This is a genomic window from Nocardioides sp. F233, from assembly GCF_057813895.1.
Genome location: NZ_JBVASH010000007.1, coordinates 117,592 through 137,437 on the forward strand (window position 1 = coordinate 117,592; position 19,846 = coordinate 137,437).

At 71.8% G+C, this 19,846-nt stretch carries 17 protein-coding genes and 1 riboswitch; of the genes, 13 read left to right on the plus strand and 4 right to left on the minus strand.

Annotated features, from left to right (window positions below; translation table 11 throughout):
• Positions 1–106: 106 nt before the first annotated feature.
• The 4 genes from purN (at position 107) to ACZYRU_RS23260 (ending at position 3,648) form a co-directional block, all read left to right on the plus strand.
• Positions 107–721, plus strand: coding sequence for a phosphoribosylglycinamide formyltransferase (gene purN / locus ACZYRU_RS23245; protein WP_488959476.1), 615 nt, complete (start codon positions 107–109; stop codon positions 719–721).
• Positions 722–733: 12 nt separating this feature from the next.
• Positions 734–809: riboswitch (ZMP/ZTP riboswitch) on the plus strand.
• Between the two features lie 31 nt (positions 810–840).
• Entirely contained in the window at positions 841–2,442 is a 1,602-nt protein-coding gene (gene purH, locus ACZYRU_RS23250) for a bifunctional phosphoribosylaminoimidazolecarboxamide formyltransferase/IMP cyclohydrolase (RefSeq protein WP_488959477.1), read from the plus strand.
• Between the two features lie 31 nt (positions 2,443–2,473).
• Positions 2,474–3,343: a bifunctional methylenetetrahydrofolate dehydrogenase/methenyltetrahydrofolate cyclohydrolase gene (locus tag ACZYRU_RS23255; RefSeq protein WP_488959478.1), complete on the plus strand. Its 870-nt coding sequence runs from the start codon at positions 2,474–2,476 to the stop codon at positions 3,341–3,343.
• A gap of 74 nt (positions 3,344–3,417) precedes the next feature.
• Positions 3,418–3,648: a DUF3017 domain-containing protein gene (locus ACZYRU_RS23260; RefSeq protein ID WP_488959479.1), complete on the plus strand. Its 231-nt coding sequence runs from the start codon at positions 3,418–3,420 to the stop codon at positions 3,646–3,648.
• A 77-nt stretch (positions 3,649–3,725) separates the two neighbouring features.
• Here ACZYRU_RS23260 and ACZYRU_RS23265 read toward each other — a convergent pair whose 3' ends face one another.
• Entirely contained in the window at positions 3,726–4,712 is a 987-nt protein-coding gene (locus tag ACZYRU_RS23265; RefSeq protein ID WP_488959480.1) for a malate dehydrogenase, read from the minus strand.
• A 96-nt stretch (positions 4,713–4,808) separates the two neighbouring features.
• Between ACZYRU_RS23265 and ACZYRU_RS23270 the strand changes: the two genes are divergently transcribed.
• Complete coding sequence (locus ACZYRU_RS23270) at positions 4,809–5,468, plus strand: hypothetical protein (protein WP_488959481.1); 660 nt, start codon at positions 4,809–4,811, stop codon at positions 5,466–5,468.
• Positions 5,469–5,673: 205 nt separating this feature from the next.
• Here the strand turns inward: ACZYRU_RS23270 and ACZYRU_RS23275 are convergent, their stop codons facing one another.
• Entirely contained in the window at positions 5,674–6,747 is a 1,074-nt protein-coding gene (locus ACZYRU_RS23275) for an MIP family channel protein (RefSeq protein ID WP_488959482.1), read from the minus strand.
• A 316-nt stretch (positions 6,748–7,063) separates the two neighbouring features.
• Between ACZYRU_RS23275 and ACZYRU_RS23280 the strand changes: the two genes are divergently transcribed.
• From ACZYRU_RS23280 to ACZYRU_RS23295, 4 genes are all read left to right on the plus strand, one after another.
• Positions 7,064–9,253 carry an NADP-dependent isocitrate dehydrogenase gene (locus ACZYRU_RS23280; protein ID WP_488959483.1) on the plus strand — a complete coding sequence of 730 codons (2,190 nt, stop codon included), beginning with the start codon at positions 7,064–7,066 and terminating at the stop codon, positions 9,251–9,253.
• 35 nt (positions 9,254–9,288) lie between these two features.
• Positions 9,289–9,924 carry a DNA alkylation repair protein gene (locus ACZYRU_RS23285; protein WP_488959484.1) on the plus strand — a complete coding sequence of 212 codons (636 nt, stop codon included), beginning with the start codon at positions 9,289–9,291 and terminating at the stop codon, positions 9,922–9,924.
• Between the two features lie 64 nt (positions 9,925–9,988).
• A complete protein-coding gene (locus ACZYRU_RS23290) occupies positions 9,989–13,498 on the plus strand; it encodes an ATP-binding cassette domain-containing protein (protein WP_488959485.1) in 3,510 nt (1,169 codons plus the stop codon).
• 51 nt (positions 13,499–13,549) lie between these two features.
• Positions 13,550–14,770: an MFS transporter gene (locus ACZYRU_RS23295; RefSeq protein WP_488959486.1), complete on the plus strand. Its 1,221-nt coding sequence runs from the start codon at positions 13,550–13,552 to the stop codon at positions 14,768–14,770.
• Between the two features lie 2 nt (positions 14,771–14,772).
• Here the strand turns inward: ACZYRU_RS23295 and ACZYRU_RS23300 are convergent, their stop codons facing one another.
• Positions 14,773–15,399, minus strand: a complete 627-nt coding sequence (locus ACZYRU_RS23300) for a DUF4328 domain-containing protein (RefSeq protein WP_488959487.1) — start codon at positions 15,397–15,399, stop codon at positions 14,773–14,775.
• Between the two features lie 78 nt (positions 15,400–15,477).
• Here ACZYRU_RS23300 and trpS point away from each other — a divergent pair, with 78 nt between their 5' ends.
• Genes trpS through ACZYRU_RS23320 form a run of 4 tightly spaced genes read left to right on the plus strand, consistent with a single transcriptional unit; the run spans position 15,478 to position 18,376 of the window.
• Positions 15,478–16,566, plus strand: coding sequence for a tryptophan--tRNA ligase (gene trpS / locus ACZYRU_RS23305; RefSeq protein WP_488959488.1), 1,089 nt, complete (start codon positions 15,478–15,480; stop codon positions 16,564–16,566).
• Entirely contained in the window at positions 16,566–17,072 is a 507-nt protein-coding gene (locus ACZYRU_RS23310; protein WP_488959489.1) for a 2'-5' RNA ligase family protein, read from the plus strand. Before trpS ends, ACZYRU_RS23310 begins: the two co-directional genes overlap by 1 nt.
• Before the next feature lie 18 nt (positions 17,073–17,090).
• Entirely contained in the window at positions 17,091–18,152 is a 1,062-nt protein-coding gene (locus ACZYRU_RS23315) for a YihY/virulence factor BrkB family protein (protein ID WP_488959490.1), read from the plus strand.
• Positions 18,149–18,376, plus strand: a complete 228-nt coding sequence (locus ACZYRU_RS23320) for an SCO4848 family membrane protein (RefSeq protein ID WP_488959491.1) — start codon at positions 18,149–18,151, stop codon at positions 18,374–18,376. The genes ACZYRU_RS23315 and ACZYRU_RS23320 overlap by 4 nt, the downstream gene beginning before the upstream one ends.
• A 97-nt stretch (positions 18,377–18,473) precedes the next feature.
• On the opposite strand, the gene ACZYRU_RS23325 is transcribed toward ACZYRU_RS23320, so the two are convergent.
• The gene (locus ACZYRU_RS23325) at positions 18,474–19,754 is read right to left on the minus strand and encodes an adenylate/guanylate cyclase domain-containing protein (protein WP_488959492.1); all 1,281 of its coding nucleotides are present in this window, start codon (positions 19,752–19,754) and stop codon (positions 18,474–18,476) included.
• Between the last annotated feature and the right edge of the window lie 92 nt (positions 19,755–19,846).

Sequence of the window (19,846 nt, forward strand, 5' to 3'; positions counted from 1 at the left end):
CCTCCTCAGCGGTGATTCCTGCGCTTCTCGCCCGCTGCAACGGCCAAGAAGCGGGAGAAGCGGCCAAGAAGTCGAGTGTCCGGCGACCGCGCCCTAGAATCCGGGCGTGCCCGCTCGCCCTCGTCTCGTCGTCCTCGTGTCGGGCTCCGGCACCAACCTCCAGGCGTTGCTCGACGCCAGCGCCGATCCGGCGTACGGCGCCCGCGTGGTCGCCGTCGGCGCCGACCGCGACGGCATCGAGGGCCTGGCCCGAGCCGAGCGGGCCGGCGTACCGACCTTCGTGGCGAAGGTGAGCGACCACAGCAGCCGCCCCTACTGGGACCGTGCGCTGGCCGACAAGGTGGCCGCCTTCGAGCCCGACCTCGTGGTGCTGGCGGGGTTCATGAAGCTGGTGGGGGAGAAGTTCCTCGACCGCTTCGGTGGCATGACCGTCAACACCCACCCCGCCCTGTCGCCGTCGTTCCCCGGCATGCACGGTCCCGCCGACGCACTGGAGTACGGCGTGAAGGTCACCGGTGCGACCCTGTTCGTGGTCGATGCCGGCGTCGACACGGGCGCGATCGTGGCCCAGACCGTCGTACCGGTGGAGGACGACGACACCGTCGAGACGCTCCACGAGCGGATCAAGACGGCCGAGCGGAGCATGCTCGTCGAGTCGGTCGGCCGGATGGCCCGCGAGGGGTTCACGGTCGAGGGCCGGCGGGTTCGCCTCGGGGGCTGAGCCGCCGTAGAATCAGCGGCACACGACTGGCGCAGGTGGGCCACCACCAGGGAGTGACGAGTCGGCATCGATCGCCTGGGTGCCCTCATCGAGACCACCGACCGATGAGGAGCCCCTCGATGTCCGCCACGCCCGACCGGATCAAGATCAAGCGCGCACTGGTCTCCGTCTTCGACAAGACCGGCCTCGACGAGCTGGTGCAGGGCCTCGCGGCCGCCGGCGTCGAGCTCGTGTCGACCGGCGGCTCGGCCGCCCTCATCGAGGGCCTCGGCCTGCCGGTCACCAAGGTCGAGGACCTGACCGGCTTCCCCGAGTGCCTCGACGGCCGTGTGAAGACGCTGCACCCGCGGGTGCACGCCGGCATCCTCGCCGACCGTCGCCTGCCCGACCACGTCCGCCAGCTCGAGGAGCTCGAGGTCGCGCCGTTCGACCTGGTCGTGGTCAACCTCTACCCGTTCGCCGCGACCGTCGCCTCGGGCGCCGGCGTCGACGACTGCATCGAGAAGATCGACATCGGCGGCCCCTCCATGGTCCGCGCCGCCGCGAAGAACCACCCCTCGGTCGCGATCGTCACCGACGGCGCCGACTACGCGAAGGCGCTCGAGGCCGCGCAGGGCGAGGGCTTCACCTACGAGGAGCGCAAGGCGCTGGCTGCCAAGGCGTTCGTGCACACCGCGACGTACGACGTCCAGGTCGCCTCGTGGATGGGCAGCGTGCTGACCGACTCCACCGTCGAGGACGGCCTCAGCACCGGCTTCCCTGCTTGGATCGGCGGCACCTGGGACAAGCAGGACGTCCTCCGGTACGGCGAGAACCCGCACCAGCCCGCCGCGCTCTACCGCTCCGGCTTCGGCCCCGGCGGACTCGCCGCCGCCGAGCAGCTGCACGGCAAGGAGATGTCCTACAACAACTACGTCGACACCGACGCGGCCCGCCGCGCGGCGTACGACCACGGCGACCAGCCGACCGTCGCGATCATCAAGCACGCCAACCCGTGCGGCATCGCCGTCGGCGCCGACGTGGCCGAGGCCCACCGCCGCGCCCACGAGTGCGACCCGGTCTCCGCCTTCGGCGGCGTGATCGCCACCAACGTGCCGGTCTCGGTCGCGATGGCCCAGCAGGTCGCCGAGATCTTCACCGAGGTCATCGTCGCCCCCGGGTACGACGACGGCGCGGTCGAGGTGCTCCAGGGCAAGAAGAACATCCGGATCCTCGTCGCCGAGCCGCTCGCGCAGGGCGGCGTCGAGACCCGTCCGATCAGCGGCGGCCTGCTCATGCAGCACGCCGACCGCTTCCAGGCCGACGGCGACGACCCGGCCAACTGGACGCTCGCGACCGGCGAGGCCGCCGACGAGGCCACGCTGGCCGACCTCGCCTTCGCCTGGCGCTCGGTCCGCGCGGCCAAGTCCAACGCGATCCTGCTCGCCAAGGACGGCGGCGCGGTCGGCATCGGCATGGGCCAGGTCAACCGGGTCGACTCCTGCAAGCTCGCCGTCGAGCGCGCCAACACCCTGGTCGAGGGCGAGGAGCGGGCCCGCGGCTCGGTCGCCGCCTCCGACGCGTTCTTCCCGTTCGCCGACGGCCCCGGCATCCTGATCGACGCCGGCGTGAAGGCGATCGTCCAGCCGGGCGGCTCGGTGCGCGACGAGGAGACCATCGCGGCGTGTGCCGCCGCCGGGGTCACCATGTACTTCACCGGCACCCGCCACTTCTTCCACTGAGCCCCACCGGCGCTCTGAGAGGATCGACCACGTGACTGCACGAAAGCTCGACGGCAACGCGACTGCGGCGGCCATCAAGGACGAGCTCCGCGTCCGGATCGAGAAGCTGCGCGAGCAGGGGATCGTCCCCGGGCTCGGCACGGTGCTGGTCGGCGACGACCCCGGCTCGCGGTGGTACGTCAACGGCAAGCACAAGGACTGCGCCGAGGTCGGCATCGCCTCGATCCGCGTCGACCTGCCCGAGGTCGCCACGCAGGAGGAGATCGAGGAGGCCGTCGCCGGCCTCAACGCCGACCCCGACTGCACCGGCTACATCGTCCAGCTGCCGCTCCCGCGCGGTCGTGACGAGAACCGGGTCCTCGGCCTGATCGACCCGGCCAAGGACGCGGACGGTCTGCACCCGACCAACCTGGGCTGGTTGGTGCTCGGCAACGAGGCGCCGCTGCCGTGCACGCCGTACGGCATCGTCGAGCTGCTGCGCCGCCACGACGTCCCGATCGCAGGCGCCGAGGTGGTCGTGGTCGGTCGCGGCATCACCGTCGGCCGCCCGCTCGGGCTGCTGCTCACGCGGCGCTCGGAGAACGCCACCGTGACCCTGTGCCACACCGGCACCGTCGACCTCGCCGCCCACGTGCGCAAGGCCGACATCGTGGTCGCGGCCGCCGGCGTGCCCGACATCATCACCGGTGACATGGTCAAGCCCGGCGCCGCCGTCCTCGACGTCGGCGTGAGCCGGGTCGACGGCAAGATCGCCGGCGACGTCGCCGCCGACGTCTGGGACACCGCCGGGTGGGTCTCGCCCAACCCGGGTGGCGTCGGCCCGATGACCCGCGCGATGCTGCTGGCCAACGTGGTCTCCATGGCCGAGAAGCAGGCGGCGAACGGGAAGGCAGCGCGCTGAACGACGAGAGCTCCGAGCTCCCCGAGGAGCCGCGCCGGTACCCCTCGACGATCGGCGGCGCCTGCTACATCGCCGTGCTGGTCGTCGTCGGCGTCGGCCTGGTCTTCGCGGCCGCCTCGGACTGGCGGGTCGGCCTGCGGATCATGTCCGGCGGGCTGCTCGTCGCCGCCGCGCTGCGGCTGGGGCTGCCGGAGAAGGACGCCGGCATGCTCGCCGTGCGGCACCGGTTCCTCGACGTCGGGATCCTGGTCGCCGTCGCGGTCGGTCTCATCCTGCTCGCCGGGAGCATCCCCGAGCAGGGCTGAAACACCCCGCAGGTACGACGAAGGGCCGGTGCCACGTGGCACCGGCCCTTCGTCGTACGGCTGTGATCAGCGGGGGATCAGATCAGGCCCAGCTCGGTGACGGCGGCCTTCTCGTCGGCCAGCTCGGCGACGGAGGCGTCGATCTTGCCGCGCGAGAAGTCGTCGATCTCGAGGCCCTGGACGATGCTCCAGTCGCCGTTCGCGGTGGTGACCGGGAACGAGGAGACCAGGCCCTCGGGGACGCCGTAGGAGCCGTCGGAGACGACCGCCATCGAGACCCAGTCGTCGGCCGGGGTGCCGTTCAGCCAGTCGCGGGCGGCGTCGCACGTCGCGGACGCGGCCGACGCGGCCGAGGAGGCGCCCCGGGCGTCGATGATCGCGGCACCGCGCTTGGCGACGGTCGGGATGAAGGTGTCGGCGATCCAGGCCTGGTCGTTGACGACCTCGGCGGCGTTCTTGCCGGCGATCTCGGCGTGGAAGATGTCGGGGTACTGGGTGGCCGAGTGGTTGCCCCAGATCGTGATCTTCTTGATGTCGGTGACGGCCGAGCCGGTCTTTGCGGCCAGCTGCGAGATCGCCCGGTTGTGGTCGAGGCGGGTCAGTGCCGAGAACCGCTCGTTGGGGATGTCGGGGGCGTTCGTCGCGGCGATGAGCGCGTTGGTGTTGGCCGGGTTGCCGGTGACACCGATGCGGACGTCGTCGGCGGCGACGGCGTTGAGGGCCTTGCCCTGGGCGGTGAAGATCGCGCCGTTGGCGGACAGCAGGTCGCCGCGCTCCATGCCCGGGCCGCGCGGACGCGCGCCGACGAGCAGGGCGAGGTTGACGCCGTCGAAGATCTTCTCCGGGTCGGAGCCGATCTGGACGCCGGCGAGGTTCGGGAACGCGCAGTCGTCGAGCTCCATGACGACGCCCTCGAGCGCCTTGAGCGCGGGCTCGATCTCGAGCAGGCGCAGCTCGACGGGACGGTCACCGGCGATGGCGCCGCTGGCGATGCGGAAGAGAAGGCTGTAGCCGATCTGGCCGGCAGCGCCGGTGACGGCGACCTTGAGCGGGGTGCTGCTCACGAGGAAACTCCTTCAAGGAACTCGATGGACTCCCGCGACGCTAGCAGCGCGCGGCCCGGGGCGGGGAGCCGGTCCGGGTGCTGCGACGATGACGCCATGCGGACACGTGTCCTCGCGGCTCTCGCGGCGCTCACCCTCGCCGGGGCGGTGCTGGCCGGTTGCGGGTCGGCTTCCGCGCCGAGCCCGCCGACGGGGGTCGACGGTCTGGTGATCCCGACCCCCGACCCGCGCCCCTCGGACTTCGTCGCCCGCATCGACAACCCGTGGCTCCCGCTGGCCGTCGGCTCGCGATGGGAGTACGCCGACCTGGCGACCGGCACGGTCGCCGTCACCTTCACGGTGGAGGCCGGGCCCTCGGTCGACGGGGTCGCCACCACCACCCTGGTCCGCACCAGCGTCGACGGCACCGTCGTGCGCGACCTGTACGCGCAGGACACCGCCGGCAACGTGTGGTGGTTCGGCCGCGAGGGTCAGTGGCAGGCGGGGGAGGCCGGCGCCGAGGCCGGTCTGGCCATGCCCGCCGCGCCCCGGTTCGGGGACGGCTTCCGCACCGCCGCCGCACCGGGCCTGTCCGAGGTCGCCACGGTCGAGGCCCGCGACGAGGAGATCACGGTCCCGCTGGCGACGTACCGCCGCACGGTGACGCTCGACGTCGAGGACGCCGCCGGGGTGCGCACGGAGATCTACGCCCGCGGCGTCGGGCTGGTCCGGACGGACGAAGCCGGCCTCGTCGCGTACGAGCCGAGCCGCAAGTAACACGCCGTCCACCGCACTGGTCGGCTCTTCTCAGCACGACACGCCGACGACACGCCGACGCCGCTGCTGACAACGGGCGGGTAGTCGGGTGAACGGCGTGTTACTGCACCGCCGCCGGCGCGCCCGAGGAGCCGAAAAACGCCCGAGGGCGTGGGCCGCGTTGCCGCGACTCCACGCCCCGGGAAACGGGTGACTCCTCACCGCATCACTGCGGCGGACGCACCTGCGTCTGGTCGCTGGCGGGCGGTGCCCAGCCGGCCTGCGGGTCGGGCGAGGCCGGCGTCGCGGGAGCGGCCGGCTGCTGCTGGGCCGGGATCCACTGCTGGGCGGCGGGGTCCCACTGCCAGCCGTCCTGGATGATCGGCTGACCCTGCTGCTGGACGGGCTGACCGGCCTGCTGGCCCGGCTGGGCCTGGTGCTGCCCGTACGCCTGCTGCTGGCCGTAGGCCTGCTGGTTCCACTGCTGGGTGAAGCCCGGGTCGGACGAGCCACCGGCGCCGAAGCTCAGGCCGGAGCCGGGGACCGGGTCGGCGCCGTGGCCGAACACCAGCGGGTACAGCACGCCGGCGACCGCGCCGCCGAGCAGCGGGGCGACGATGAACAGCCACAGCTGGACGATCGCGTCGCTGCCGGAGAAGAACGCGACACCGATGGAGCGGGCCGGGTTGACCGACGTGCCGGTGGCGGGGATCGCGACGAAGTGGATCGCGGCGAGGGTGAGGCCGATGGTCAGCGGCGCCATCGCGGCGACCGCCCGGTTGCGCTCGTCGGTGGTGCCGAGGATGACCGTGACGAAGATGAAGGTCAGGATGAACTCGATGAGCAGCGCGCCGAGCAGCTCGACGCCGCCGTGGTCACCGAAGCCGTTGGAGCCCAGCGGGTCGCCGAACTCCCAGCCGAAGTCGCTGGAGAGCGCGGTGAGCGCGAGCAGGAGGCCGCCGACGAGGCCGCCGACGACCTGGGCGGCGCTGTAGAGACCGGCGTCCTTCCAGGAGATCCGGCCGCCGAGCGCGGCGCCCACGGAGACCGCGGGGTTGAAGTGACCGCCGGAGACCCGGCCGAAGGTGTAGGCCATGGCCACGATGGCGATGCCGAACGTCAGGCCGATCGAGGTGATCGCGAACAGGCCGGCGAGACCCGTGGTGTCGCTCGCGGCGTTGCTGAAGATGACCACCGAGCCGCACCCGAGGAACACGAGGACCGCCGTACCGAGGGCCTCGGCCGCGATCTTCTGGATGAGGGTGGGGGGTGTGGACGTGTCCACTGCTGCATCTGACATGGGCTGGACCTTCTCCTCCGTGGGGCTCCCGAAAACCGCCGGGTTACAGGACCAACCCTATGCCCCGATCTGCGGATGGCTGCCTGCTACGCGCCGCCAGCCGGGCGCGTTGGCTGCGTTGTGGTCGCTCGATGGGCGGACAAGCACGACTTCGCGCCCACGCCTTGCCACCACACCCGGCTGACGACGCTCGCGACGTCACCCATCCACAGATCGGGGCATCGTCATTACTGTGGCCACCGAAGGGGACGTGCGCCCCGGCATCAGGTATCTTGACGTCAAGAATCCCACCCACGGCCCAGGAGTGACGCCGGACATGTCGAGCATCATCTACACCCACACCGACGAGGCGCCGCTGCTGGCGACGTACTCCTTCCTGCCGATCGTCGAGGCGTTCGCCGCCAAGGCCGGCGTCGCGTTCGAGACCCGCGACATCTCCGTCGCGGCGCGGATCCTCGCCCAGTTCGGCCTCGCCGACGACGCGCTGGCCGAGCTCGGTGAGCTCGCCAAGACGCCCGACGCCAACATCATCAAGCTCCCCAACATCTCCGCCTCCGTCCCGCAGCTCAAGGCCGCGGTCAAGGAGCTGCAGGAGCAGGGCTTCGCCGTCCCGGACTACCCCGAGGCGCCGGCGACCGACGAGGAGAAGGAGATCCGGGCCAAGTACGACAAGGTCAAGGGCTCCGCCGTCAACCCGGTCCTGCGCGAGGGCAACTCCGACCGCCGCGCGCCCGCGTCGGTCAAGAACTACGCCAAGACGCACCCGCACACCAACAAGCCCTTCACCGAGGGTTCGAAGACCAACGTCGCCACGATGGGCGAGCACGACTTCGCGAGCAACGAGAAGTCCGTGACCCTGGCGCAGGACGACGTCCTGTCGATCGTCCTCGAGACCGCTGCCGGCGAGACCGTCGTGCTCAAGGACGGCCTCAAGGTGCTCGCCGGCGAGATCGTCGACGGCACCAAGATGGAGGCGGCGTACCTGCAGGCCTTCCTCAAGAACGCCATCGCCGAGGCCCAGGCCCAGGACGTGCTGTTCTCGGTCCACCTCAAGGCGACGATGATGAAGGTCTCCGACCCGATCATCTTCGGCCACGTCGTGAAGGCCTTCTTCTCCGGCGTCTTCGCGCAGTACGGCGACCAGCTGGCCGCCGCCGGCCTCTCGGCCAACGACGGCCTCGGCGCCATCCTCGCCGGCCTCGACGCCCTCGACGACGGCGCCGAGATCAAGGCCGCGTTCGACGCCGCCCTCGCCGCCGGCCCGCGCCTGTCCTACGTCAACTCCGACAAGGGCATCACCAACCTGCACGTGCCGTCCGACGTCATCGTCGACGCGTCGATGCCCGCCCTGGTCCGCAACGGCGGCCGCCTGTGGGGTGTCGACGGCGGCGAGGACGACACCCTCGCGGTCATCCCGGACTCGTCGTACGCCGGCGTCTACCAGGCCGTCCTCGACGACGTGAAGAAGAACGGCCCGCTCAACCCGGCCACGATCGGCACCGTCCCGAACGTCGGCCTGATGGCGCAGGCGGCCGAGGAGTACGGCTCGCACGACAAGACCTTCGAGATCGCCGAGGCCGGCACCGTCCGCGTGCTCGCCTCCAACGGCGACGTGCTGATCGAGCACGACGTCGAGGCCGGCGACATCTGGCGCGCGTGCCAGACCAAGGACATCCCCGTCCAGGACTGGGTCAAGCTCGCCGTCAGCCGCGCCCGCGCGTCGCAGACGCCGGCGATCTTCTGGCTCAACGAGTCGCGTGCGCACGACGCCGAGCTGATCAAGAAGATCAACGCCTACCTGCCCGAGCACGACACCGACGGCCTGACGATCGAGATCCTGTCGCCGGAGCTCGCGACGTCGTACTCCCTCGAGCGGATGCGCAAGGGCGAGGACACCATCTCGGTGACCGGCAACGTGCTGCGCGACTACAACACCGACCTGTTCCCGATCCTCGAGCTCGGTACGTCGGCCAAGATGCTCTCCGTCGTCCCGCTGATCGCCGGCGGCGGTCTGTTCGAGACCGGAGCGGGCGGTTCGGCGCCGAAGCACGTGCAGCAGCTGGTCGAGGAGAACTACCTGCGCTGGGACAGCCTCGGTGAGTTCTTCGCCCTCGTCCCGTCGCTGGAGAAGTACGCCGAGCAGGCCGGCGCCCCCGCCGCGCAGGTCCTCGCCGACGCGCTCGACCGCGCCACCGGCACCTTCCTCAACGAGGACCGCTCGCCCGGCCGCAAGCTCGGCACGACCGACAACCGCGGCTCGCACTTCTACCTCGCGCTCTACTGGGCCGAGGAGCTGGCGAACCAGTCGGAGGACGCCGACCTCGCGGCCGCGTTCAAGCCGCTCGCCGAGACGCTGCGCGCCAACGAGGCGACGATCGCCGAGGAGCTCATCGCCGTCCAGGGCAGCCCCGCCGACATCGGTGGCTACTACTACCCGGACGCCGAGAAGACCTCGGCCGTGATGCGCCCGAGCGCGACCCTCAACGAGGCCCTGGCCGCGTTCTGATCGAGTCACCGCTGACAGCCGCGGTCCGCACGTCGTTGCGGGCCGCGGCTGACGCGTCCCTGGCCCCGGGGCAGCAGGCGTACATGAAGTCGGAGATGCCCTTCCTCGGCGTACGGGTCCCGGAGGTGCGCCGCCTGGTCCGCTCGCTCGTGCGTGAGCTCGGCGTCTCCTCTCGTGACGAGCTGGTCCCCACGGCCCGCGAGCTGTGGGACGACGCGACCCACCGTGAGGAGCGGTACGCCGCGGCGGCGCTCCTCGGCCTGCGCCCGCTCAGGGGCGACCTGGGGCTGGTGCCCTTCCATGAGCACGTCGCGCGCACCGGCGCCTGGTGGGACCACGTCGACGAGGCCGCCCACCGGATCGCGGACCTCCACGACGCGCACCCGGTCGAGACCGCGCAGGTCGTGCGCCGCTGGTCCACGGACGACGCGTCCTTCTGGGTCCGCCGGCTCGCGATCATCTCCCAGCTCGGGCGCCGGGACCGGGTCGACCTCGACCTGCTGACCGCGGTGCTGGAGCCCAACCTCGCCGACGGCGAGTTCTTCATCCGCAAGGCCGTCGGGTGGTCGCTGCGCGAGGTGGCGAAGGTGCGTCCCGACTGGGTCCGCGACTACGCCGCCAGCCACGACCTGAGCCCGTTGAGCCGGCGGGAGGCCCTCAAGCACCTGTGACCGGGGCGTCGGGCCGGAAGATATTCGGAGGAAGTTGTCGGCGGCGGCAACTACTCTCGATCCAGTGACGACGACGTTGACCCGGGCACCTGCTGCCGCCCCGACCGACGTCCCCACCGACCCCAGCCGCCGCGTCGACTGGCGCCGCATGCGTACGCCGGCCGCCGGCTTCGCCGTGGGCGCGGTCGCGCTCGCGGCGCTCGGGCAGGCGCTCGGCACCGTCGTGGCCGGCCGGATCGCCGACCACCCCACCGAGAGCCTGGTCGCGTGGCTCGCGGCCTTCGTCGTCGGCGCCGCCGCGATCGACACCGCCGGCCGCGTCGTGTGGGCCGGGGTGGTCGACCGGGCCGAGGGCCGGCTGCGCGGAGACCTGCTCAGCGCAGCCCTCCAGCAGCCGCTCGAGCACCTCACCGAGCAGGCCGTCGGCGAGGTCCTCGACCGGGTCGACGACGACACCCACGAGGTCGGCACCCTGCTGCGCCAGCAGATCTGGATGGCGATGCGCACCGGCTTCGCCTCGGTCCCGATGTGGCTGGTCGCCGGCTTCACCTGGTGGCCCGCCTTCCTGCTGTTCCCGCTCGTCGGCGCCGTGACGGTCTGGGTGATGCGACCGGCCCTGGTCGAGATCGCCCGTCGCAAGGTGATCGAGGAGGCGGCCTGGACCGACCACGCCGCCGCGCTCGAGGAGGGCGTCGCCGGGCGCGACGACCTGCGCACCAGCCTGGGCCAGGCGTTCGCCGTACGCCGCCTGGCGCAGCTCTCCGCCGACGTCCACGAGAAGTTCCGCCGGGTGCTGATGATCGAGGCCCGGCTGGCGATCAAGGTCGGCCTGCTGCTCCACGGCCTGCTCGCCGCGATCGCGATCGCCGGCGTCGCACTGGTCAGCGGCGACCACCTCGGCGTCGCGCGACTGGTCACGCTCTTCCTGGTGACGACGATCTTCGTCGGCCAGATCAACAACCTCGCCCACCAGCTGCCCGACATCCAGGCCGGCCTCGGCGCCGTGCTCCGGCTGCGCCAGCTGCTGGCCGTCGAGGCCGAGCCCGAGGGCGGCGAGTCCGTCCCGTCGGGCGCGCTCGACCTGCGCATCCGCCACCTCGACTTCGCCTACAACGAGAGCTCGTTCGCGCTGCGCGACGTCACGCTGTACGTCGAGGAGGGCCACACGCTCGCCCTCGTCGGTCGCACCGGCTCGGGCAAGTCGACCCTCGCCTCGCTGCTCTCGCGCGCCGCGGAGCCGCCGCCCGGCACGATCTTCCTCGGCGGGGCCGACATCACCACGCTCGACCTCCACGAGCTGCGCCGCCGCGTCGGCGTCGTCACCCAGCGCACCGAGATCCTGGCGGGCACGCTCGCCGACAACATCACCCTGTTCGCCGCGGTCCCGCGCGAGGAGGTCGAGGCGGCCGTCGCCGAGCTCGGCCTGACCGACTGGGTGGCCGGCCTGCCCGACGGCCTCGACACGCTGCTCGGCCCGGGCGGCACCACGCTGTCGGCGGGGGAGGAGCAGCTGGTCGCCTTCGCCCGGCTGCTGGTGCGCCACGTCCAGGTCGTCGTCCTCGACGAGGCCACCGCCCGGATGGACCCGGTCACCGAGGCCCGCGTCGTCGCGGCCGCCGACCGGCTGATCAGCGGCCGCACCGGGATCCTCGTCGCCCACCGGCTCAGCACCATCGAGCGCGCCGAGGCCGTCGCCGTGCTCGACCACGGCACCGTCATCCAGCACGGCCCGCGCGACGAGCTCGCCGTCGTCGACGGACCGTTCCGCCGGCTGCTCGCCGCCAGCGACACCGAGGGCTTCGCCGACACCGACCTCGACGCGGTCGAGACCGGCTCCGCGGTCGGTGGGCGCCGCCGTACCGGAACGCCGCCGCAGCGCCCCGAGGTCGGCTCCGGCTCCTCGCTCGCCCGCGGCACCTGGAACGCCTTCTGGGTGCGCCCGTGGTGGGGCGCGTGGTCGGTGCTGCTGTTCCTCGGCGGCACGATCTTCGCCCCGCTCGGAGCGATCACCGGCTTCGTCTGGGGCAAGATCGTCGAGCGGCTCGAGGCGGGGGAGTCCGCGACCCCGTTGGTCGTGGTCCTCGTGGTCAGCCTGCTGGTCGCGCCGATCCTGCTCGCCGACGCCTTCCGCCGCTACCCGCGCTGGTGGATCGAGGTCATGCTCCGCGTGCGGATGTCCGTGCTCCTCGGCCAGGTCCGCAGCGAGCGGCTGCCGCGCACGCCGCCCGGTGAGGTGGTCGCGCGATCCATGGACGCCGACCGCTACGCCCGGTACGCCGACCGCTGGGTCGACTTCGTCAACGGCCTCCTCATCGCCGCGATCACCATGGTCGCCGGCGGCACCTGGCTCGCGGGCGGCGTACTGCTGGCCGTGATGCTCACCAGCGCCCTGGCCTCCTCGATCGGGCGGCCGATCGCCGGTCGCTCGGCCGCGCGGTCCTCGGCCGCCCGGGCGCGCTTCGGCCGGGCGGTCGTCTCGGCCGTCGAGTCCGCCCGGACCGTGAAGCTCGCGGGCCGCACGCCGCAGGTCCACGCCCACCTCCGCAAGGTCGACGACGGCCGCGTCGAGGCGGCGGTGTTCGAGCACCGGGTGCAGGCCGTCCTCGACGGCGTCCCGATCGTGATGGTGCAGGTCGGCGTGGTCGCCGCCTGGGCGCTCTACCTGTGGGACGTCTGGGGCCTGGCCACCGCACTGCTCGTCGCCACGGCGGTCAACGGCTTCGACTGGTTCGGCCGGGTCGCCGGTGCCGTCGTCACCGAGGCTCCCGGCGTGCGCGCCTGGCAGCAGGCGACCGCCGACTTCGCCGGCGGCCGTGACCTGATGGCGATGGCTGAGGGGATCGACCTGGTCGCCGGTGACGCTCCCGAGCCTCCTGTGCCGACCCGGGTCCCGCTGCAGCGGCTCGAGCTGTCCGGCTACACCGCGGTCCACGACGACGGCACGATCGGTGCCACCGGCATCGACCTGGCCGTCGAGCGCGGCGAGCTGGTGCTGCTCGTCGGGCAGGTCGGGTCCGGCAAGTCCAGCCTGCTGTCGTCGCTGGCCGGCCTGATCGACCACCGTGGCGCCCTGCGCTGGAACGGTCAGGACGTCAGCGACCCCGAGACCTTCCTGCGTCCGAGCCAGGTCGCCCACGTCGCCCAGGTGCCGCGGGTGCTGTCGGGCACCTTCGCCGACAACATCCTGCTCGGTCACGACCGCGACATCGCCGGGCCGGTCGAGACCGCCCGGATGGCCGAGGACGTCGCCGACGCCGGCGGCCCCGACGCGGTCATCGGTCATCGTGGTGTCCGCCTGTCCGGCGGGCAGGTCCAGCGCCTCGCGCTGGCCCGGGCCCTGGCTGCCGACGCCGAGCTGCTCCTCGCCGACGACGTGTCCAGCGCGCTCGACGCGGCCACCGAGATCGAGCTGTGGGCGGCGCTGCGCGAACGGCACACCACGGTGATCGGCGCGACCTCCAAGCGGGCTGCGCTGGCCCAGGCCGACCGGGTCGTCGTCCTCGTCGACGGTGAGGTCGCCGCGGTCGGGCCGTGGTCGTCGCTCGCGGGTGACTGGGGTCACCTCGCCGGCTGAGACATCCGACGTCCTGGAATACGACCGCGTTCGCCCCGGTTACGATCCCCCGTGACCTCCTCGCCGACGACGACCTCGACCGAGGGGCGCCCCGAGGTGTCCCACCACCGACCCGCGCTGGCGATCCTGGCGCTCGCGGTCGGCGGGTTCACCATCGGGACCACCGAGTTCATGACCATGGGCGTGCTGCCCGAGATCGCCCATGGCGTGCACGTCTCGGTGCCGGACGCGGGCCACGTGATCTCGGCGTACGCGCTCGGCGTCGTGGTCGGCGTACCCATCCTCGCGTTCTTCGGAGCCGCCCTGCCGCGCCGCGCGATGCTCGTCGGCCTGATGGCCGCGTACGCCGTCTTCAACCTGCTCAGCGCCGCCGCGCCCGGCTACGAGGTGCTCGCGGTGGCGCGCTTCCTCGACGGCCTGCCCCACGGCGCCTACTTCGGCGTCGCGAGCCTGGTCGCCGCCAGCCTGGTCGCGCCGGAGCGGCGCGGGCGCGCGGTGGCGAGCGTGATGCTCGGGCTCTCGGTCGCCAATGTCATCGGCGTCCCGCTGGCCACCTTCCTCGGCCAGCAGGTCGGCTGGCGCACGACGTACCTGCTCGGCGGACTGCTCGCCCTCGTCACCGTTGCGATGGTGCTGGCCGCAGTCCCGTCGGTGCCCGGTGACTCCGAGGCCAGTGGGCGCAAGGAGGCCCGCGAGTTCTTCGGCAGCCTCCAGGTGTGGCTGACGATGGCGGTCGGCGCTGTCGGCTTCGGCGGCATGTTCGCCGTCTACTCCTACATCGCCAAGACGGTCACCGTCGTCGGCGGCCTCGAGCGCGGCACGGTGCCGTTCTTCGTGCTCGCCCTCGGCCTCGGCATGGTCGTCGGCACCTGGCTCGCCGGCGAGCTCGCCGCGTGGTCGGTCTACCGCAGCCTGCTGCTCTCCGGCGTCACCGGCATCGTGCTGATGCTCGTCTACTACGCCGCTGCACCCCACGGCTGGCTGCTGCTGCCGGTCGCGTTCCTGGTCACCGCCACCGGCTCGGTCCTCGTCGTCAACCTGCAGCTGCGGCTGATGGACGTCGCCGGCGACGCGGTCACCCTCGGCGCCGCCATGAACCACGCCGCGCTCAACATCGCCAACGCCCTCGGCGCCTGGCTCGGTGGACTGGTCATCGCCGGCGGCCACGGCTACCGCGCGCCGGCCCTGGTCGGTGCCGGCCTCGCCGCCGTCGGTACGGTGATCCTGCTGGTCTCCGCGATCGTCCACCGCCGCGAGACCAGCGTCGCCTGACGTCAGGCCGGCGTCAGCGCTGCCTGCTGGTCAGCGGTGATCCCGCGGACGATGCGGCACCACTGCACGCACGCGGCCACGAGCGCGAGCGCAGTCAGCACCTCGAAGGTCGGCAGCATCGCGACCACGTCGATGTCGTCGGAGGCGGCGATCTTCGCGGTGATCCGGCTTCCGACCGCCCAGATCAGCCACGCGCCCCACCAGCCGGTCAGGTCGATCCGCGGCAGCTGGTGCCGGCTCCCGGCCTGGACGTCGCGCACCACCTGGTAGGGGAACCAGAGGGACACGACCGGCACCACCCAGCCCAGCCACACCCACGCCGACCCGCGTGCGTGCCGGGCGACCGGGTTGATGAACACCGTGTTCTCCCGAGCGGCGCGCAGCCACAGGCAGGTCACGATCCAGGCCGCGATGATGGCGGGCACCAGCAGCAACCCCAGGGTGTCGTACACCGTGAAGACGTTCGCCGCAGTCCCAGTGAGCTCGATGGCGTCCTTGAACTCGCGGACCGCAGGGAAGGACGCAGCCGCGGTGGCCGCCGCGACGACGGTCAGGACGATCGCGACGCAGACGCTCGCAATCGCCAGGCCGGCGGGAGCCTGCCGCTGGGGAGCATGGAGCTGGGTCATGGCCGGGAGTGTAGGTCGGAAGTCCGCCGGGGGCGGGGGCTTTACGAGCAGCTCGCGTCGCCTGAGAGAATCCCTCACATGTCCGCCACCACCGAGCACCCGCCCGTGCCGGAGACCGCGCAGCCGGCCGCGCCCGAGGGAGCCGCGCGCCCGCGCGTGCTGTCCGGGATCCAGCCGACCGCCGACTCCTTCCACCTCGGCAACTACATGGGCGCGTTGCGGCAGTGGGTGGACCTGCAGCGCGACCACCAGCCGTTCTTCTTCATCGCCGACCAGCACGCGATCACGACCGACTGGGACCCGAAGCTGCTGCGCGAGCGCACCCTGCGCAGTGCGGCCCAGCTCCTCGCGGCGGGCGTCGACCCGGAGAAGTCGTCGATCTTCGTGCAGAGCCACGTCCCCGCGCACGCCCAGCTGGGCTGGGTGCTCAACGGCCTGACCGGCTTCGGCGAGGCCCGCCGGATGACCCAGTTCAAGGACAAGTCGGCCAAGGGCGGCGAGGGCGCGGCCAGCGTCGGACTGTTCGCCTACCCGATCCTGATGGCCGCCGACATCCTGCTCTACCGGCCCCACTACGTGCCGGTCGGCGAGGACCAGCGCCAGCACCTCGAGCTGACCCGCGACCTCGCGCAGCGGTTCAACGGCCGGTTCAAGAAGACCTTCCGGCTGCCGGAGCCCTACATCCTCAAGGCGACCGCGAAGATCTACGACCTGCAGGAGCCGACCAAGAAGATGTCGAAGTCGGGCTCCGGTCCCAACGGCATCATCGAGATGCTCGAGGACCCGGCCCGCTCGGCGAAGAAGATCCGCTCGGCGGTCACCGACTCCGGCACCGAGATTCGCTTCGACCAGGAGGAGAAGCCGGGTGTCAGCAACCTGCTGACCATCTACTCGGCGCTGACCGGCGAGAGCATCCAGGCTCTCGAGGAGCAGTACGCCGGCAAGATGTACGGCGACCTCAAGAAGGACCTCGCCGACGTGGTCGTCGGGTTCGTGACCCCGTTCCGGGACCGCACCCTCGAGCTCCTCGACAACCAGGACCACCTCATGCAGGTGCTCGCCCAGGGCGCCGAGACCGCCAACGCGGTCGCGGAGAACACGCTGCGCGACGTCTACCAGCGGATCGGGTTCGTGGCACCGGTGGAGCGTCGTACGGAGGCCGGCTGATGCCGGTGATCGGCGTCGCCGTCGCGATCCCGGAGCCGTGGGCCTCCGAGCTGGTCGACTACCGGCTCCGGATCGGCGACCCCACCGCCGAGGGCGTGCCGAGCCACATCACGCTCATCCCGCCCACCGATCTGCCCGACGGGCTCGACGAGATCGAGGCCCACCTGGCGGCCGCTGCGACCGAGGTGGCGCCGTTCCGGGTGCACCTGCGCGGAACGGGTACCTTCCGGCCCGTGTCGCCCGTGGTCTTCGTCAGCCTTGCCGAGGGAATCTCCCAGTGCGAGCAGCTCGCTGCCGCCGTACGCCGGGGGCCGCTCGCTGTCGACCTCGACTACCCGTACCACCCGCACGTCACCGTCGCCCACCACCTCGACGACCCGACGCTGGACCGGGCGTTCGACGACCTGGCCGGCTTCGACTGCGCCTTCGACGTCACCGACTTCCACCTGTACGTGCACCACGAGCAGGAGGGCTGGCGCTCGACCCGCACTTTCCCGCTGGGCTGAACCGGACCGGAGGCTCCCATGAAGCTGGTCGAACGCGCCAAGGCGAAGGTCGCCGAGCTCCGTGAGCGGTGGCCACTGGTCGACCACGCGGTGCGCATGCAGGAGCACTACACCGCGGTGCAGGGCAACCAGCAGGCCGGCGGGGTGACGTACTTCGGCTTCCTGTCCGTCTTCCCGATCCTGGCTCTCGCCTTCTTCGTGGTCGGCTGGATCGCCCAGGGGTTCCCGAACGCGCAGGACGCCCTGGTCAGGGCGATCGACGAGGTGCTGCCCGGCCTGGTCGGCACCGGCGACGGCCAGGTCGACCTCACCGACATCCAGGACGCGGCCGGCACCGTCGGGCTGATCGGTCTGGTCGGCGTGCTGTACACCGGGCTGGGCTGGCTCTCGTCCCTCCAGTCGGCGCTCACGGTGCTGTTCGCGATGCCGACCCGGTTGCGACCGGGGTTCGTCGTCGGCAAGGTCCGCGACCTGGTGACCCTGGTGGTCCTGGGCCTCGTCCTGTTCGCCAGCGTGATCGCCTCGGCGGTGCTCACCCGCTTCTCCCGCCGCCTGCTCGACCTGGTCGGGATCGGCGCCCAGCTGGGCTGGCTGGTGACCGTGCTCGCGGTGCTGCTCGGCCTCGCCGCTTCGGCGCTGCTGTTCTTCCTGATGTTCCGGCTGCTGGTGCGCCCCGCCATCCCGGACCGCGCGCTCTGGTCGGGTGCGGTGCTGGGCGCGCTCGGCTTCGAGGTGCTCAAGCAGCTCTCCGGGCTGCTGCTCACCGGCACCCGCGGACAGCCCGCCTTCCAGGCCTTCGGCATCGCGCTGATCCTGCTGGTCTGGATCAACTACTTCTCCCGGGTGATCCTGTACGCCGCCGCGTGGGCCCAGACCAGCCCGCTGGCGGACCGGGCGCCGGCTCCGGTCCCGGCCGCCACGGCGATCGCGGCGGCCGCGTCGCCGCGCCCCGCCGCCGACGAGGAGGCCACGGACTCGCGGACACCGCGCCTGCTCGCGTTCGCTGCCGGCAGTGTCGCGGGGGCGCTGGTCGCCCGGGTCGGTCGTCGTACCCCACGGTCTGGGAGACTGGGCAGGTGAAGTTCGAGCGCAAGCACGCCATCCTGCTCCTCTCCGTCGCGGCCTGGAACGTCTTCTCCTTCGGCAACTTCGCCAAGAACCTCTACAACGCGTACGACGCGGGGGAGGACCGCGCGACGGGCTACTGGGTCGCTCACACCGTGCTGATCGTCGTGAACTTCGTGATCGCCGGCCTGCTCGGCTCGCTGGGCTGGAAGGCGCTGCGCGCCGCGAAGAACGTCTGAGCGTTGTGTGGGAATCGCCTCTTAGGAGGCGATTCCCACGCTTACTGACCGTTGCAGCGGTCAGTAAGCGCAAGAAGCACCGCTGAGGAGGCGATTCCTACGCCGGCGCCCCCAGCAGGAAGTACGTCGTCATCAGGCCCTTGCCCTTGACGTCGACCACCTGCGGGTCGCTGAACATGTAGCGGTCCTCGAGCAGGGCGTGGGTCGCCGCGGAGACCTGGATCCGGTGCGGCCGGCCGTGGGACTCCATCCGGCTGGCGGTGTTGACCGTGTCGCCCCACAGGTCGTAGGTGAACTTCCGCTGCCCGATCACGCCCGCGACGACGGGACCGGACGCGATCCCGATCCGCATCGCGATCGGGCTCGGCCACGACGGGGACAGGCGGGTCAGCGTGCGCTGCATGTCGAGCGCCAGCTCGGCGAGCGAGGCCGCGTGGTTCTCGTCGGGCACCGGCAGGCCGGCGACGGCCATGTACGCGTCGCCCACCGTCTTGATCTTCTCGATGCCGCGCAGGTCGCACAGCGCGTCGAACTCACGGAACATCGTGTCCAGCAGGCCGACCAGCTCCTCGGCGGACAACGCCTCGGAGACCGGCGTGAAGCCGACGATGTCGGAGAACAGCACGCTCACGTCGGGTGCCGAGTCGGCGATCGCCCCGGGCTCGGTGCGCAGCCGTTGGGCGATCGGCACCGGCAGCACGTTGAACAGCAGCTCCTCGGAGCGGGCGCGCTCCAGCTCGACCTCGCGCTGCCGCTCGAAGGCGGTACGCCGCAGCCGCTCGAGCGCGTAGCCGACGATGATCGCGATCGTGCTCAGCCCGATCGTGGGCGCGATGATCGTCTCGAGCTGGTCGGCACCGCGGGGGAGGGTGAGGCTGATGACGGCGTAGATCGCGACGGCCGCACAGGTCGCGTGCATCCGCAGCCGCAACAGGCCGATCGCACCGATCAGGGTGACCGTCCCCGACGTGTGGACGTACGTCGCGGGCAGGTCCGCCGTGCGGGCCAGGACGGTGCCCAGAAGAACCATGATGAAGCCGGCCAGGACCACCGAGCTCAGCTGGAGGTGGCGGCCCACGAAGGCCGCCCGGCGGACCAGGACGGCCGCGACCAGCAGGGCGGGCGTGGCGATGGCGAACCGGATGACCGCGGCCGCCTCCGCGTCGCCGGAGCCGACGACCAGGAAGTCGACGCCGCCGTAGACGACCACGAAGAACACGGCCACCCACACGGCGATCCGGGCCTGGCGCAGGCCGGCCGCGTCGTCGTACGCCCGGAACTCCCGCTCGGCGTCGGCCTGGTCGAACTCCAGCATCCAGCGCCCCATGTGCAGCGCGTGCCGCTCCTGCAGCCACCCGCTGAGCACCTTGACCCCCACAGCCGAATCGTGCCAGCCCCGCCGACCCGGCGCCTAGTGACACGAAAAACACGCCGACCCGGCAGAAAGTGGCTCTTGCGAGGCTACTTTCT

Coding starts and splice junctions, on each gene's coding strand:
- purH (WP_488959477.1), top strand. CDS start 841: ATGTCCGCCACGCCCGACCGGATCAAGATCAAGCGCGCACTGGTCTCC.
- ACZYRU_RS23270 (WP_488959481.1), top strand. CDS start 4,809: ATGCGGACACGTGTCCTCGCGGCTCTCGCGGCGCTCACCCTCGCCGGG.
- ACZYRU_RS23275 (WP_488959482.1), bottom strand. CDS start 6,747: ATGTCAGATGCAGCAGTGGACACGTCCACACCCCCCACCCTCATCCAG.
- ACZYRU_RS23280 (WP_488959483.1), top strand. CDS start 7,064: ATGTCGAGCATCATCTACACCCACACCGACGAGGCGCCGCTGCTGGCG.
- ACZYRU_RS23300 (WP_488959487.1), bottom strand. CDS start 15,399: ATGACCCAGCTCCATGCTCCCCAGCGGCAGGCTCCCGCCGGCCTGGCG.
- trpS (WP_488959488.1), top strand. CDS start 15,478: ATGTCCGCCACCACCGAGCACCCGCCCGTGCCGGAGACCGCGCAGCCG.
- ACZYRU_RS23310 (WP_488959489.1), top strand. CDS start 16,566: ATGCCGGTGATCGGCGTCGCCGTCGCGATCCCGGAGCCGTGGGCCTCC.
- ACZYRU_RS23315 (WP_488959490.1), top strand. CDS start 17,091: ATGAAGCTGGTCGAACGCGCCAAGGCGAAGGTCGCCGAGCTCCGTGAG.